General features: G+C 44.2%; 12 protein-coding genes. 6 read left to right on the top strand and 6 right to left on the bottom strand.

Annotated features, from left to right (window positions below; all coding sequences use genetic code 11):
- The first annotated feature begins 51 nt into the window (after nucleotides 1-51).
- The 3 genes from ACRD7A_RS13785 (at nucleotide 52) to ACRD7A_RS13775 (ending at nucleotide 4,444) form a co-directional block, all read left to right on the top strand.
- Nucleotides 52-2,325 (top strand): sensor histidine kinase, encoded by a 2,274-nt coding sequence (locus ACRD7A_RS13785; protein ID WP_430811818.1) that lies wholly within the window; start codon nucleotides 52-54, stop codon nucleotides 2,323-2,325.
- A 102-nt stretch (nucleotides 2,326-2,427) separates the two neighbouring features.
- Nucleotides 2,428-3,123: a 16S rRNA (uracil(1498)-N(3))-methyltransferase gene (locus tag ACRD7A_RS13780; protein WP_430811819.1), complete on the top strand. Its 696-nt coding sequence runs from the start codon at nucleotides 2,428-2,430 to the stop codon at nucleotides 3,121-3,123.
- The gene (locus ACRD7A_RS13775; RefSeq protein WP_430811820.1) at nucleotides 3,116-4,444 is read left to right on the top strand and encodes a zinc-dependent peptidase; all 1,329 of its coding nucleotides are present in this window, start codon (nucleotides 3,116-3,118) and stop codon (nucleotides 4,442-4,444) included. The genes ACRD7A_RS13780 and ACRD7A_RS13775 overlap by 8 nt, the downstream gene beginning before the upstream one ends.
- 10 nt (nucleotides 4,445-4,454) lie before the next feature.
- On the opposite strand, the gene ACRD7A_RS13770 is transcribed toward ACRD7A_RS13775, so the two are convergent.
- Nucleotides 4,455-4,853 (bottom strand): RrF2 family transcriptional regulator, encoded by a 399-nt coding sequence (locus ACRD7A_RS13770; protein WP_430811821.1) that lies wholly within the window; start codon nucleotides 4,851-4,853, stop codon nucleotides 4,455-4,457.
- Between the two features lie 106 nt (nucleotides 4,854-4,959).
- Nucleotides 4,960-6,606 (bottom strand): diphosphate--fructose-6-phosphate 1-phosphotransferase, encoded by a 1,647-nt coding sequence (locus ACRD7A_RS13765; RefSeq protein WP_430811822.1) that lies wholly within the window; start codon nucleotides 6,604-6,606, stop codon nucleotides 4,960-4,962.
- Between the two features lie 323 nt (nucleotides 6,607-6,929).
- Here ACRD7A_RS13765 and ACRD7A_RS13760 point away from each other — a divergent pair, with 323 nt between their 5' ends.
- The gene (locus ACRD7A_RS13760; RefSeq protein ID WP_430811823.1) at nucleotides 6,930-8,144 is read left to right on the top strand and encodes a 6-phosphofructokinase; all 1,215 of its coding nucleotides are present in this window, start codon (nucleotides 6,930-6,932) and stop codon (nucleotides 8,142-8,144) included.
- Between the two features lie 227 nt (nucleotides 8,145-8,371).
- Entirely contained in the window at nucleotides 8,372-9,367 is a 996-nt protein-coding gene (locus ACRD7A_RS13755; RefSeq protein WP_430811824.1) for a glycosyltransferase family 2 protein, read from the top strand.
- A 2-nt stretch (nucleotides 9,368-9,369) separates the two neighbouring features.
- Here the strand turns inward: ACRD7A_RS13755 and ACRD7A_RS13750 are convergent, their stop codons facing one another.
- Together ACRD7A_RS13750 and ACRD7A_RS13745 are read right to left on the bottom strand one after the other, a co-directional pair.
- Entirely contained in the window at nucleotides 9,370-9,576 is a 207-nt protein-coding gene (locus ACRD7A_RS13750) for a hypothetical protein (protein ID WP_430811825.1), read from the bottom strand.
- A 61-nt stretch (nucleotides 9,577-9,637) separates the two neighbouring features.
- A complete protein-coding gene (locus ACRD7A_RS13745; protein ID WP_430811826.1) occupies nucleotides 9,638-10,231 on the bottom strand; it encodes an RNA polymerase sigma factor in 594 nt (197 codons plus the stop codon).
- A gap of 200 nt (nucleotides 10,232-10,431) precedes the next feature.
- Here ACRD7A_RS13745 and uvrA point away from each other — a divergent pair, with 200 nt between their 5' ends.
- Nucleotides 10,432-13,230 carry an excinuclease ABC subunit UvrA gene (gene uvrA, locus ACRD7A_RS13740; RefSeq protein ID WP_430811827.1) on the top strand — a complete coding sequence of 933 codons (2,799 nt, stop codon included), beginning with the start codon at nucleotides 10,432-10,434 and terminating at the stop codon, nucleotides 13,228-13,230.
- A 35-nt stretch (nucleotides 13,231-13,265) separates the two neighbouring features.
- Here the strand turns inward: uvrA and ACRD7A_RS13735 are convergent, their stop codons facing one another.
- Together ACRD7A_RS13735 and ACRD7A_RS13730 are read right to left on the bottom strand one after the other, a co-directional pair.
- Nucleotides 13,266-13,727 (bottom strand): hypothetical protein, encoded by a 462-nt coding sequence (locus tag ACRD7A_RS13735; protein ID WP_430811828.1) that lies wholly within the window; start codon nucleotides 13,725-13,727, stop codon nucleotides 13,266-13,268.
- Between the two features lie 5 nt (nucleotides 13,728-13,732).
- Nucleotides 13,733-14,659, bottom strand: a complete 927-nt coding sequence (locus ACRD7A_RS13730) for a hypothetical protein (RefSeq protein ID WP_430811829.1) — start codon at nucleotides 14,657-14,659, stop codon at nucleotides 13,733-13,735.
- Between the last annotated feature and the right edge of the window lie 240 nt (nucleotides 14,660-14,899).

Below are 14,899 nucleotides of genomic sequence, written 5' to 3'. Positions count from 1 at the left end.
ATTCAATATCTTTAAGTATATTTAGCCTATCAGTACCAAGCCTCAAAACCAATGACTTTACGCCACAAACAAGCCATCGCCACTATACTCACCTTGTTTTTGCTGCCGTTCAGTACCCTTATGCGGGCCGAGAAACTGACCGAGCTTGTTGTGCTCCACTCCTACCATAACAACTTTCAATGGACGGCCGACATTAACCAGCAAATAAGGCAATATTACCACGCAGATGAGTCGGTGCGTTTGTTTTGTGAGTTTATGGACAGTAAACGCTTTCATTCAGACGCCTACTTCCAAACCCTCTATGAACAGTATTACCTGAAATACCACAATCACCCCATTGATGGTGTTATCTGCTCCGACAATCGCGCTTTTGATTTTTTCATGCAGCACGGACAGGAAATATGGGGGGATGTGCCGGCCGTATTTTGTGGTATTAACAGCCCCTCTAACAACCAATTGCACCCCATTGACAGTAGCAAAAATATTATAATTCACGAGCGAATCGACATTGGTGGTACCCTTAGCATGATTGAACAACTGCAACCCAATCTGGAAGAACTCATCGTCATCTCGGACAACACTCTGTCAGGAAAAATTTTTCTTTCTCAATTTAAGGACGCTTTTAATAATATCACGCGCAATTATGGCTATCGCATCATTGATAACACGCAGCCTGACACACTGCGAAAAACACTTAATGAACTACCCACCCAGCGCCGCGCAATCTATCTATTGAGCCTGTATACGCATCGAGCCGGTATCCCTCATGAGATGATGCGTGAAAGTCAGTTCTTCTTCAAAAATATAGATATCCCCATTTACAGCAATTGGGATTTTCTGATGCCCAAGCTCATTGTTGGCGGAAAAATACTCACTGGAGCTGATCAGGGACGCATGGCCGCTGTAGCCATGGATAGCATCCTCAGAAAGCAAAACAGCGAGCCTCATCTGCATGCTGCGTCAAGCGCCATTGTTGATGCAATGCAACTTAATCGCCACCGGCTTAATACCGATAACCTCACCACTGATCACCGAGTAATTAACCGCCCCAAAACCTTTGTTGAACGTCATCGATCGGAACTGATCATCATATTTACTATCTTAATTATCTTCACCTTTATTATTATCCAGTTAGTGTCGGTCATCATCAAACGGAAACGCGTGGAGATCAGCTTTATTGAAAGTGAAAGCCGCCTTGAGCTGGCCATTAGTGGTGCCAATGAGGGACTCTGGGATATCGACTTCTCTCACAAAAATATTTTTGTGAATGAGCAGTTTGCCCACTTAAATGGCTATAGGAGTACCAAAGATCTTCAAATAACGCTCCACAACTGGGAGTCGCACGTTGTAAAACAGGATCTGCCGCAGATGAAAGAAGCTTTTTACCTACATCAGAGCGGCAAAACAGATGCCTTTCAGTGCGAAGCCCGTTTAATAGACAAAAATGGCAGCTCGTCATGGTTTCTGATACATGGCAAAATAATGGAAACACTCAATGGTAAACCCAATCGGGTCACCGGTATCATACTCAATATTAATAGCCAAAAAGCCTTTGAACAGGAGTTGCAAAAAGCCAAAGAGAAAGCCGAGGAAAGTGACCGCCTAAAATCGTCCTTCCTGGCCAACATGTCGCACGAGATTCGTACACCCATGAATGCCATTCTTGGCTTTACAGACCTGATGATGTGCGGTAAGCTAAATACTGGTGATCAGCACAGTTACCTGAGTGTTATCAAGCAAAGCGGCGAAAACCTGCTGGGCCTGATTAATGATATTATTGACATCAGCAAGATTGAGTCAGGGCAGCTTAAAATAAATACAGGGCGGGTAGATATTGGCAGTCTGGTTGAGGAGGTGCACAGCATGGGTAGTAGCCTGTGTGCAAGCCTCAAGAAAAAGATCTCGATACGCGTAAACCACAACCCCAAAGTGCCAGCCGTTTATACCGACCGCCTGCGCATTTATCAAATACTATTAAACCTGGTATCCAATGCTGTTAAGTTTACCGAGCAGGGACAGGTTACCATCAACTACGCATTAGAGGAGAACAATATTATGGTGCTGAAAGTAGAAGACACTGGCCCAGGCATTTCTCAAAAGGATCAAAAAGTTATTTTCGACCGCTTTCGTCAGGGCGATGAATCAAGCAATAAGAAGCACGGGGGCACTGGCCTGGGGCTATCCATCAGCAAAAGCCTGGCCGAACTAATGTGCGGATCCATAGAGCTTATTTCCCAGCCGGGAAACGGTGCCCTGTTTATCGTTAAAATACCCGTTAAAACGCAAGTACTTTCGCCATCTGCCAACGATACTACCTGCACCTAAGCATTAAAATTTGTATTTTCAGGCGCCATTTACTCCGGCAAGCACTGTGGTGTTTCCTTCAATCGGCAATAGTTTTTTATCTTTACACCCAAACAATAATGTATGGAGCTATTTTACGATCCGGAATTTACCGGTCAAGGTATTTTAAATGAGGCTGAGAGCAAACACTGCATTAACGTATTACGCCATCAGGTGGGCGATGAGATAACCGTTGCCAATGGCAAAGGTCAATATTACAAATGCCGCATTGCACAGGCACACCCTAAAAAATGTGCCCTTGAACTGATCGAAACCACCCACTTTGACAAACCGACGCATTCCCTTCACTTGGCGGTGGCTCCCACCAAAAGCATCGACCGCTTTGAGTGGCTCATTGAAAAAGCCATGGAGCTGGGGCTGGATGAAATTACACCGCTGCTATGTCACCATTCTGAGCGCAAAAAAGTGAGGACCGATCGCATTGAACGCGTGGTGATAGCCGCCATGAAACAATCACTCAAAGCCCACTTACCGAAAATAAACGAACTAACCCCCTTCGACACTTTTTTGAAGTCCAAAGACAACACCACGGGCTATATTGCTCACTGCTACAATAGTGAAAAACAAGCCTTAAAAACCGCTTATCGACCCCATAGCGATTGTATTATTTGTATTGGTCCTGAGGGTGATTTTTCGGAGGACGAAATCGAAGCTGCCCTCCGCCACGAATTCATACCCGTATCCTTAGGACAAAGCCGGCTGCGAACAGAAACTGCAGGCCTAATAGCCTGTCATACAATTCATCTTATCAATGAATAAAGACCTTTTATACGGCATCCTGATATTTATTGGGGGCATGCTAGTTGCACTTGCCTTTATTGCGCATGCCTATTTCCGGTTTCAACAATCGCTTAACCTCAGCCTGAAGGTGGCCCAACAGTCGCCCAAGTGGAAAAAGATACAAAGAATACTAGAGCAATCCTTTGGCTATTATCAGCATCTGCCCGATTCGATGAAGGCTGACTTTACGCGTCGAACCTTGCAGTTTATGCGTCGCTGCCGCTGGATTTCCGCCGGAAGCACGCCTGTTAGCACAGAACAAAAGGTACTTATATCGGCGGCGGCCACACAGCTTACCTTTGGACTGAAAGAATCCTGCTTTGGCCGTTTCAAAACCATATTACTGCATGATGATGCCTACTATAACCGGCTTACACGCCGTTATCATCGGGGTGAAGTGAACCAGGGTGGCCTCATTGTGTTATCGTGGAAACACTTTGAAGAGGGTTATGCCGATGCGGGTGATAAGATTAACCTGGGGCTGCACGAAATGGCTCATGCGCTCGATCTGGCTCTTTTACTATCGCAAGGACGACGCTATAACATCCATCGACTGATGGATAAATTCCGACAGTCGGCCTTTGAGGAGATCATAGCCATGCGACACCGGAGTAGCAACTTCCTGCGTTCTTATGCTGCTACCAATCCCCGCGAGTTTTTCTCAGTGGCCGTGGAGCATTTCTTTGAAGCACCGGCTTTGTTCCGCGCTAAACTTCCCGATCTTTATATCGAAATGTGCCAGTTACTCAACCAGGATCCTTTCAACGCGGTGTACCGAGGTTATAAATCACCCCACAGCACGCTGTATAGCAATAGGTTTGAGAAACAAACCCTTCAACACACCAAACCGTCCCTACAGCTTAACCCTAATGCGCATATTGTCATTCCCTTTGCAAGCCTTACCCTACTCTTTGGTCTGAGTATCCCTGTTTTCAAAACGCTCACCCCCACTGAAACCATGCTTCCTGCTCTTACGCTTGGTATCATATACCTGGTAATGTTGATATTACTCTATAATGCCAAGGCCAAAAAACTACTGTTAGCCAGTCATCACCTAATCAGCTACAACCTACTCATTGGCAATCAACGCTTCAGTGTACACCTGAAAAACGTTATCAATATCAGCTTTACTTACATGCTCACCTACTACCGGGCAGAGATTAACTTTTTTGAAGGGGAAGAGATACGGAGCAAAAGCCTGTCGCTGTATTTCTCGCCGGCATGCATAAAAAAACTGGAGCGATTACTACTCCAGCAAAATCTTAAGATCAAACACAACAATCGTTGGCTTAGAAAATAAAAAACTGAATTTACAAATACTCATTCAGGTAGTGACTTTCCATGTATTGTTTGAATTCCCTGGTCATATTTTTCGATAGGTCGCCCAACATACATGAGCCGATGACACACTTAAGCTTATCACCCGGACAAGCCTGTATGGTAACTTTACCTTCAATGGCTTCATAAATCATCAGCAAGGAAATGGTAGCCGGGTCTTGTTTAATTACAAAGCCCCCGCTTGGCCCTCGGTTTGAAGCCACAAAATCCTCTTTGGCCAGTCGTTGCATCACCTTAGCCACATGGTGCTTGGAACTGTCTATTGCTTCTGATATTTGATTGACATTCATTTTTTTTTCACTTCTGGCAATTAACACCATCGAATGCAAAGCAATAGAAGCGGCTTCTGATAGAGTAACAATTTTAGACATATCTTACTTAAAAGGGAAATTGCTTACTTAAATAACTATTTATGTAAAAATAAATAAAAAAACCCGTAACAAAGCACTTGTTACGGGTATCTTTATCTAAAGATGCTTATTCTTGCTCGTATTTCAGTGTTTTGGTCGTAAGATCACAAACCTCAGATGGACCGAAGTACTGGATAGGACCAGGATATACGTAATTTGTTTGCAATGCCCATTCTTCACGGTTATCAACCAATTGCTTGAAAGGCGCGCCATTCAGCTGCACCAAAGCCTTCTGAATAACAGGTTTCATCTCACCATGACGCTTCTCCATGTTCATCATCATAGTTACAGGCACACCACCAGCAATCCACTCGGTAGAAGGCGCTGTTAGGTTACGTACTGAAGCCATATAACCGGTTTTACCTTCACCAATCAATAATGAAGCAGTATTACCCAATGAATAGCAGTAATCGGCATCGAAGTTAGAAGGCGCAGCACAGCGTCCTTCGTAACCAAAGAAGTGAGGCTGACCTTTGAATTTACCCTTAAACTCACCGGCTTTCTTCATCTTCTTGATTTTAGCCTTCACCATATCAATCAACATCTTCTCTGTCTCGATTAACGATACCTGCACGTTGCCGTGTGGGTCACGATCAAGCATCAGCTGATTGGCAATTGAGTTAGGCAAAGAAACGAATACCTCACGCGATTCGTCCGAGATACGCTCAGCCACAAAAGCACGCTTCTCTTTGTTTCCTTCCAGGGCATTCACCTCTTCCTCGTTGTGTGCCAGGAAATCGTTTAACTCGGCAATTAATTTCTTCATGGCTGGGATAAACTCAACCAATCCTTCAGGAATCAATACAGTACCGAAGTTATCACCATTCTGAGCACGAGTCACTACAATATTGGTAATATAGCTTACTACATCATCCAATGTTTGCTGCTTGGCTTCCACCTCTTCAGAAATAATAGTGATGTTTGGTTGCGTTTGCAGGGCACACTCTAAAGCAATGTGCGATGCCGAACGACCCATCAGCTTAATGAAGTGCCAGTATTTCTTAGCCGAGTTAGCATCGCGCTGAATATTACCGATCAACTCGCTATATACTTTACAGGCTGTATCAAAACCAAATGATGTTTCCACCATCTCGTTTTTAAGGTCACCATCAATGGTTTTTGGCACACCAATTACCTGCACGCCGGCATCAATCTTCTTGTAGTATTCTGCCAACACACAAGCGTTAGTATTGGAGTCATCGCCACCAATAATAACCAAAGCCTCAATGTTTAATTCTCTACAGTTTACCAAAGCCTGCTCAAACTGAGCTTCTTCTTCCAGCTTGGTACGTCCCGAACCAATAATATCGAAACCACCCGAGTTACGGTAGTGATCCACCACATCGGCAGTCAGTTCAATGTACTGATTATCCACCAATCCACCGGGACCACCCAGGAAACCATATAATTTGCTATCTGCGTTTAATTTCTTCAAACCATCAAATAGGCCGGAGATCACGTTGTGTCCTCCCGGTGCCTGACCACCCGATAGAATCACGCCTACGTTTTTAGCAGCATATGTTTTTGCTTCACCGGGCTCGAACGATAAAACGGGCATGCCGTAGGTGTTTGGAAACATATTTTTAATATCTGCCTGGTCAGCTACCGACTCAGTAGCATTTCCCTCAACAATTTTAACACCACCCTTTAGCGATGATGGTATCTTGGGCACGTAGCTTTCGCGTGCAATCTGAAGTGGACTTTTAATCATCATACTGTCTTGTATTGTTTTGTGTTTGTTCGCTTATTATAAAAATGTGTTTTACAACAGCTTTTAATTTTAAGACATGCAAATTTGCTCATATTTTTTTAAACAAGGAAGCTTCAATATTAACAATTTACAATCTTTAACTAATTTAGAACGATTTTCGAAAAAGTGCCAGAACAATCTCCGTGAATTCCATCATTTCATAATCAGGCATCGCCCCTTTCTCATCAATTGTTTTTTTTGTAATTGATGTTTTCCCGGCTTGATTTGCAGTTTTTTAGATAGTATCTTGTAGGTATTAGTAACCCTACTTTAACTAACATGATACTATGATTTTAAAAAAACACACCGCAAAAACCATTGCCATACTAACCGGCGGGGGCGATGTACCCGGCCTAAACCCGGCCATTAGAGCTATCACCATTCGGGCTACACGCGAAGGATTTAAGGTAATTGGCATTAAAAACGGATGGAAAGGCGTTATCTCCATTAACCCGCTCTTACCCCTCGAGGAGCAAAGCTATTGTATGGTGCTGAATGACCACATTGTTAATCGCCTGGGGCGCACAGGAGGCACTTTTTTGCATTCAAGCCGCACCAAGGCCGATCGGGTACCCCTTAACGATGTGCCCGATCACCTGAAGGCCTCGTATAAAGATGAATACAACGATCTGACAGCGGAGGCCGTAGCCAACCTTAAGCACCTGGGCATCGATTACCTGATACCCATTGGGGGCGATGATACATTGAGCTATGCCGTGCGGCTACACCACGAGGGAGTACGCACCATCGGCATCCCTAAAACGATGGATGGCGATGTACCAGGCACGGAGTACTGCATTGGCTTTAGCACCTGCGTAACCCGCACCATTGAACTAACCCATGCCCTCCGCACCTGTGCCGGATCACACGAACGCTTTCTGGTACTTGAGGTATTTGGACGTAACGCCGGTTTCTCGGCTTTACTACCCACTGTAGGAGGGGCTGCCGATCGTTGCGTTATTCCTGAACATCAAATTAATATTGAACAGCTGACTGCCTTAATGGTAGAAGACCGCAATAACAATCCAAGTCGCTATTCTGTAGTGTTGGTTTCGGAAGGGGCCAGCTACGAGGGGGGCAATCTGATCTACAGCAGTCACGATACCGACGCCTTCGGTCATAAAAAGCTTGGAGGCATCGGGGAAGATATCGGGGAACAGTTGAAGCGTCTGTCGCCCAAATTTAATAAGGGAAAACCCATCAACGTCATTAATCAAAAGCTGGGTTACCTGGTGCGTTCCGGTGTGCCCGATGCCTTAGACTCCATTGTACCGGCAGCCTATGCCAATATGGCCATGGATCTTATAATTAAAGGCATATCAGGACAGATGGTATGCATCAACGACGGCAAATACAATCATATTTCCATTGAAGCCGTGAAGAAAGACGCCAACGGCCAAAGTATTAAAAAGGTGAATGTCACCAAGTTCTACGACACCAATCGTTACCGACCGATATATGCCAACATAATTGGTGACCCCATGCTCATTTTAACACGTTAATAAAAGTTGCAATTTTATACATTTAAGCAACAATGAAACCCATTTAAATAATATCTAATAGTACGTTTACAAAGATTAAAACAACTCAAGACCCCTTATCATCGCTACACACATGATGATAAGGGGTTTATCTGTGGGATAATGTACATAAGAAACGACCTTTAACATTCAATAACCTTTTGCGATAACTTTATTTGCTATATTTGGTTTTAATTAAACTAACCAATATGCAATTTTCAGTAATTATTCCTATTTACAACAGACCTGACGAAATTGTTGAATTATTAGAGTCCCTAACCCTCCAGTCAGCCCGATCTGTGTTTGAAGTAATCATTGTTGAAGATGGTTCTACTCAGGCCTGCGACAAGGTGATAGAACCCTATTTCAGCCAACTGAACTTGCACTATTATACGCAGGAAAATCAAGGGCCGGGTCCGGCACGTAACTTCGGAGCAGCCAAGGCTCATGGCGATTACCTGATCTTTTTTGACAGCGATTGTATTATTCCGTCCAACTACTTTAACCATGTTATCGAACACTTATCCATTCAGGAACTCGACTGCTTTGGTGGACCGGATCGGGCACATCCTTTTTTTACACCTATACAAAAGGCGATTAGCTACTCCATGACCTCCCCCATCACTACAGGAGGAATACGCGGTGGCAAACAAAAAATGGATAAGTTCTATCCGCGCAGTTTTAACCTGGGCATTAAGCGGGAAGTATTTAATGCGGTGCAGGGATTTGCCGATATGCGTTTTGGCGAAGACCTGGATTTGAGCATCCGCACGTCCAAGGCCGGCTATCAGGTGGGGCTTATTCAGGAAGCACACGTCTACCACAAGCGACGCACACAGTTTATCTCCTTCTTTAAACAGGTATTTAACTCAGGGATCGCACGCATTGATTTATCCCTACTGCATGCCGGCACACTCAAACCGGTGCATATACTGCCCTCGGTGTTTACCATTGGCTACCCGTTATTATTGGTTTTGATTTTCAGTGCATCACCGTGGTTTTTGCTCCCCTTCTTACTGTTTCCACTCATCATCTTCACCGATGCACAAATACGTACAAAAAACACGTTAGTAGCAGTCCTTAGCACCTGGGCCTCTATGATACAGCTTACTGGATATGGCAGCGGTTTTATTAAGGCCTTTTGGGTGCGCATCATAAAAGGAAATGGCTCTTTTAACAGCTTTACCAAATCCTTCTACGATTAAAATTAATTGATTACTATACCTCCTTCTAGCTCCATTACATTGAGTGGCTGATAAGCGCGTGCAAAAGCCTTAACGTTAGCCAAAATAAGCTGATTGGGCAGGGCCATGGTATTTGAAAACAGCGTATCGGGTAAGGCGTCAAAAACCGACAACCAATAGTTGGCCTCCTCTTCTTTTACGACATAATCCTGGGTAGATAATTTGCTCATAGGCATATATTTATCAAGTTTCTAAAATAGAAACGCAATGCCTTTGCAAATATTGCATCTATTAGGCCAGGGTCAGTGAAATATTACGCTCCTCGGCCAATCGACGCAGATTCATCAGCGCATAACGCATGCGCCCAAGGGCCGTGTTAATACTCACATTTGTTTCCTCAGCGATCTCCTTAAAGCTCAAATCACGATAATGCCGCATTATCACCACTTCACGCTGATTATCGGGCAACAGATTAACCAACTGACCCACACTTTGCAGCACCTGCTCCTTCACCATCTCCTCTTCAATGGACTGATCAGAAAAACGGGGTGAGTTAAACAAATCGTAATCATAGTTATCATTGGAAATAACCGACTGATTTTTCTGCTTACGATAATGATCGATAATAAGGTTGTGTGCTATACGCATTACCCACGAAGAAAACTTACCCGTATCGGAATATCGCCCGTTTTTTAAGGTACGAATCACACGGATAAAAGCCTCTTGAAATACATCTTCAGCCAGCTCCTGCTGCTTTACACACATTAATATATAGGAGAATATCTTAGCCTTATGACGCTCAATAAGCACATCGATAGAACCACTATCACCAGCAACGAAACCTTTCACAAGTTGCTCATCAGAAAGCATAGTTTGCTTTTCCATACTACTAAATTTTAAACATCTCGTAAAGGTGCGTCGATAGGCAAAAATTTTATAAATGAATAGTCCTTGTTTGCGCCTGTAAAAAAAGTAAAAAAATGTTTAAAAACCAAATACTACTCGCGTACAACTTTCCATGTCACCTTTTGTTTCAATTGTAAAGCACAGAAACTATCTTTGTTAGCACTAAATTTTTCCAGATAATGCAGAAAGCAATCGTTGTTAAAGGAGCCAAAGTACACAACCTCAAAAATATAGACATACAAATACCTCGCAATCAGTTTATTGTTATCACAGGCGTTTCGGGCAGTGGAAAGTCATCGTTAGCCTTTGATACCCTGTATGCCGAAGGACAACGACGTTATGTTGAGAGTCTTAGCTCCTATGCTCGTCAGTTTCTGGGGCGGCTGGACAAACCCGATGTAGACTTTATCAAAGGAATACCGCCCGCCATCGCTATTGAGCAGAAGGTGAACACACGCAATCCGCGCTCTACCGTTGGCACCAGCACCGAGATATATGACTATATCAAACTATTGTACGCGCGTATAGGCAAAACCATATCCCCCATTAGCGGACGCGAAGTAAAACGACACTACACCAGCGATGTAGTTGAGTTCATTACCGGGCAACCCGAAGGCACCCGCTTGGCTATTCTGTCGCCCATTGCTTATACCGACGACAGAGCCTGCCACGAACAGTTAGCCATACTACTAAAACAAGGCTTTAGCCGCATTGAAGTAAACAACCAATTTATGCGCATCGAAGAGCTGCTGAATGAAGACCACCCAGTGCCCTCGTGCGAGGACAGCTATCTGGTGATTGACCGTCTTGGGGCTGCCAGCGATGAAGATACGCGCAGCCGCCTGGCCGATTCAGTACAAACAGCTTTTTACGAAGGTAAAGGCGAGTGCATAGTGAAAATATACGAAGAAAAAACGCCCATCAGTCACACTTTCTCCAACAAGTTTGAGCTTGACGGCATGACCTTTGAGCAACCCACGGAACACATGTTTACCTTTAACAATCCGGTGGGTGCCTGCCCCGAATGCGAGGGCTTTGGTAAGGTCATTGGCATCGATGAAGATTTGGTAATACCCAACAAGAGTCTGTCGGTATTTGAAGACGCCATCGTATGTTGGAAGGGCGATAAGATGAAGGCATGGAAAGAACAGTTGGTGCGCAGTGCTCACCACTTCAACTTCCCCGTTCACACACCTTATTTCGACTTAAGCGAAGAAGACAGATCCCTCTTATGGACGGGCAACCGCCATTTTAAGGGGCTCAACAGCTTTTTTAAACACCTGGAGGAAAAACAGTACAAGATACAGTTTCGCGTTATGCTTTCGCGCTATCGCGGACGGACCACTTGCCCGGCTTGCAAAGGCACGAGGTTAAAAAAAGAAGCCGGCTGGGTGAAGCTAGGCGATAAAAGCATACATGAACTGGTGGTGATGCCTATTGCTGAATTACATGCCTTTTTTGAAGCACTGCAACTTAAAGGTCACGACCTGGAAGTTTCCAAACGCCTGCTGCATGAAATAAGAACACGCCTTACTTTTTTAAGAAATGTTGGGCTGGGTTACCTCACACTTAATCGCCTTTCGTCTACCCTATCAGGAGGTGAGAGTCAGCGCATTAACCTGGCTACCAGCCTTGGCAGCAGCCTGGTAGGCTCGCTATACATACTGGACGAACCCAGCATTGGCCTTCACTCTCGAGATACTGCACTACTGATCAAAGTATTGCGTAAACTTCAGCAACTGGGCAATACCGTTATCGTGGTTGAGCACGATGAGGACATCATACGGGCAGCCGACACCATTATTGATATTGGTCCACTGGCCGGTCGACTGGGGGGCGAACTTGTTTTTCAAGGCGATTACCGGCAACTGGAGGCAGCCCAACAAAGCCTAACCACACAGTACCTGAATGGCACAGCCTGCATCCCCGTTCCCCCATCACGTCGCCCCCATAACGATTTCATTGAACTAAAAGGAGCCTGTGAAAACAATCTAAAGAACCTGAATATTAAGTTTCCTCTGAATGTAATGACGGTGATAACCGGCGTATCAGGAAGCGGTAAATCATCGCTGGTGAAGAACATCCTCTATCCTGCCCTGAAAAAACATCTGGGAGGCTATGCCGATACAACCGGCGCCTTCGACCTGATTGGGGGCGCCTTGAATAAGATTACCGATGTTGAGTTTGTGGATCAAAACCCCATTGGTAAAAGCTCACGCTCTAACCCGGCCACCTACCTGAAGGCCTATGATGAGATACGCAAACTGATGGCTGAGCAGCAGGCAGCTAAAAATAATGGCTACAAACCTGCGCACTTCTCGTTTAACGTAGATGGGGGCCGTTGTGAAGCCTGTCAGGGCGAGGGATCGATAAAAGTGGAAATGCAATTTATGGCTGACATTGTACTACAATGTGAGAGCTGTAAAGGCAAACGCTTTAAAGACGACCTGCTGGAAGTACGCTACCGGGGAAAGAACGTGTTTGATATTTTGGAGATGACCGTCAGCGAAGCCATTGACTTCTTTGGCGAAGGTAACAAAGCAAGTGAAAAACGTATTGTCAGGCGCCTACAACCCCTCCAGGATGTAGGACTGGGCTATATTAAGCTGGGGCAATCATCGAGCACCTTAAGTGGCGGGGAGAGTCAGCGCGTTAAGCTAGCCTTTTTCCTAGCCAACGAACGCAGCCAGCCCACCCTGTTTATCTTTGACGAGCCCACTACCGGTTTGCATTTTCACGACATAAAAACGCTGTTGGATGCCTTTTCGGCCCTAATAACCAATGGACACTCACTGATAATTGTAGAACACAACATGGACATCATCAAATCAGCCGACTGGGTAATTGATCTGGGCCCCGAGGGAGGCAATGCGGGGGGACACCTGGTTTTTGAGGGACATCCCGAAGCATTGGTGAAGTGCAATGAATCACATACCGGACATTACCTAAAACCCTACCTAATAAAAAAGAGCTCATAACTGAGCTCTTTTAATATTTCGGGTGTATCAATACACTACCGCTTCTTCTTCTTTTGATCACTCTCCATACCAAACAATACCGACACACAGCCACTCATCAAAGTATCTGATTCTGTGTCGTGCTCCAGCACTGTAAGTTCCACTACCAACATTTGAGTACTCACAATCCTGAAGTCCCAAACCAACACATAATCATGATCGGCATTATCAAACAGCACATTACCAGCCTGATCCAATATACGCAAACGAATATCGGGCAGCTGATCTACTTTGGCAACAGCAATACGGTAGCGCTGACTGCTAAAAAAAGTCTTGTACAACTCTGCCTTCTCTCCTTCCCCAAGCACGGTTGCATTATAGTTACCATCGTGCAGGTAATCACCCAACTGCTCTTTACCCACTTTTTTAGCAAAGGATATACACTGAGCACCAAGGTGCGTTGTACCAATAATAAGCAGCAAAATAGATACAGCAATAACACGTATAGAGGCTCCCATAAGCATTAGGAAATAAATTCTGTTCTTATCTCTTCTACAGTATCCATCAGCTCTTTAAATACAATGGGTGATATCACCGCTTCAGACTCGGCTTTGATAGTAGTAACGCGGGTTTCAGCATTGGTCTCTGCTTCTATTTTTGAAGTGTTATTAATCTCTACCTTCTCAAAAATATCGTTCAGAGTACTAATGCGTGCCAGCAGATAATCGATATCCTCATTGCCCTTATATTCCTCCAGGAGATTAATCACCGTATACAAGCTAAGTTTCTGATATACGATTCGATCAATCAGTCGCTTGTTGTTATCCACCGATCCGTTGGTGAGCCTTGTTGCAAGGTAGAGGCCTTCTACCCAACCACCCACAAGCACCATTACAGCGATCGCAGGCCGATCATTCTCAGTAAGATATGCATTGGAGGACATAAAAGTTTCCGAGATAATATCGAGCATCAGATCCCGGTTATCGATATTCTCCTCGAGCTTGCGCAACGTGCTTTCATCAATCACATCCATTATGCCCAAACCATCGGCCAACCGCTTGGCATTAGCCATATACTTAATAGAGCTCTGTGTTTGATCAAACAAACTCGTGTAACTTAAATCAGCTGAATAAATACCCAGATTAAGGGCCATCTGACGATTGGTTGAATATTTCTCAATATTGGCAAGCGGGTTCAGCAAGGCCTCGTTATAACGGGCACCGGCACGCTTAATCAGCATGGCAGTTTCCAGGGGCGATGGCAAAGAATAAAAAATCAGCTTCGATTTTTTAAAATCATCTACTAATTTCCCATCCACATTAACCGACTCCACAATCTCCTGCTCCGCAGACTTTTGTTTACGCTGTGTAAAATTACAGGATGTAAATAACAAAGCACCCAGGGCAGCTGACAATAGGTAAGTGGTAGATTTGGTCATTATACGTCTCATAATGAATGAATATTTTTACTTCTTTTTTTATATTAAATCAATGGATTCTTCATTGAAAATTAGTATAAAAATATTAAATAAAACGAATATGCTATGTTTTTAATGCAATAAATATTTATGGACCTCACTAGCCCATCAAATTCAATCGAAAGTCAAATAAAGAATCGTTAGTTTGTGGTTTACTAAATACGTATCAAAGTAAATAGTTAAACATGATTATTTACTTTAGGTATAAAAGCT

The sequence above is a fragment of the Carboxylicivirga longa genome (genome assembly GCF_050589825.1).
Classification (GTDB): domain Bacteria; phylum Bacteroidota; class Bacteroidia; order Bacteroidales; family Marinilabiliaceae; genus Carboxylicivirga; species Carboxylicivirga longa.
Note: the sequence above shows the minus strand (reverse complement) of the source record. Positions and strands in the feature narration are given on the sequence as shown.

Bases quoted from the DNA above. Each gene is read 5' to 3' on its own strand.
- ACRD7A_RS13785 (WP_430811818.1), top strand. From the start codon at position 52: ATGACTTTACGCCACAAACAAGCCATCGCCACTATACTCACCTTGTTT.
- ACRD7A_RS13780 (WP_430811819.1), top strand. From the start codon at position 2,428: ATGGAGCTATTTTACGATCCGGAATTTACCGGTCAAGGTATTTTAAAT.
- ACRD7A_RS13775 (WP_430811820.1), top strand. From the start codon at position 3,116: ATGAATAAAGACCTTTTATACGGCATCCTGATATTTATTGGGGGCATG.
- ACRD7A_RS13770 (WP_430811821.1), bottom strand. From the start codon at position 4,853: ATGTCTAAAATTGTTACTCTATCAGAAGCCGCTTCTATTGCTTTGCAT.
- ACRD7A_RS13765 (WP_430811822.1), bottom strand. From the start codon at position 6,606: ATGATGATTAAAAGTCCACTTCAGATTGCACGCGAAAGCTACGTGCCC.
- ACRD7A_RS13760 (WP_430811823.1), top strand. From the start codon at position 6,930: ATGATTTTAAAAAAACACACCGCAAAAACCATTGCCATACTAACCGGC.
- ACRD7A_RS13755 (WP_430811824.1), top strand. From the start codon at position 8,372: ATGCAATTTTCAGTAATTATTCCTATTTACAACAGACCTGACGAAATT.
- ACRD7A_RS13750 (WP_430811825.1), bottom strand. From the start codon at position 9,576: ATGAGCAAATTATCTACCCAGGATTATGTCGTAAAAGAAGAGGAGGCC.
- ACRD7A_RS13745 (WP_430811826.1), bottom strand. From the start codon at position 10,231: ATGGAAAAGCAAACTATGCTTTCTGATGAGCAACTTGTGAAAGGTTTC.
- uvrA (WP_430811827.1), top strand. From the start codon at position 10,432: ATGCAGAAAGCAATCGTTGTTAAAGGAGCCAAAGTACACAACCTCAAA.
- ACRD7A_RS13735 (WP_430811828.1), bottom strand. From the start codon at position 13,727: ATGGGAGCCTCTATACGTGTTATTGCTGTATCTATTTTGCTGCTTATT.
- ACRD7A_RS13730 (WP_430811829.1), bottom strand. From the start codon at position 14,659: ATGAGACGTATAATGACCAAATCTACCACTTACCTATTGTCAGCTGCC.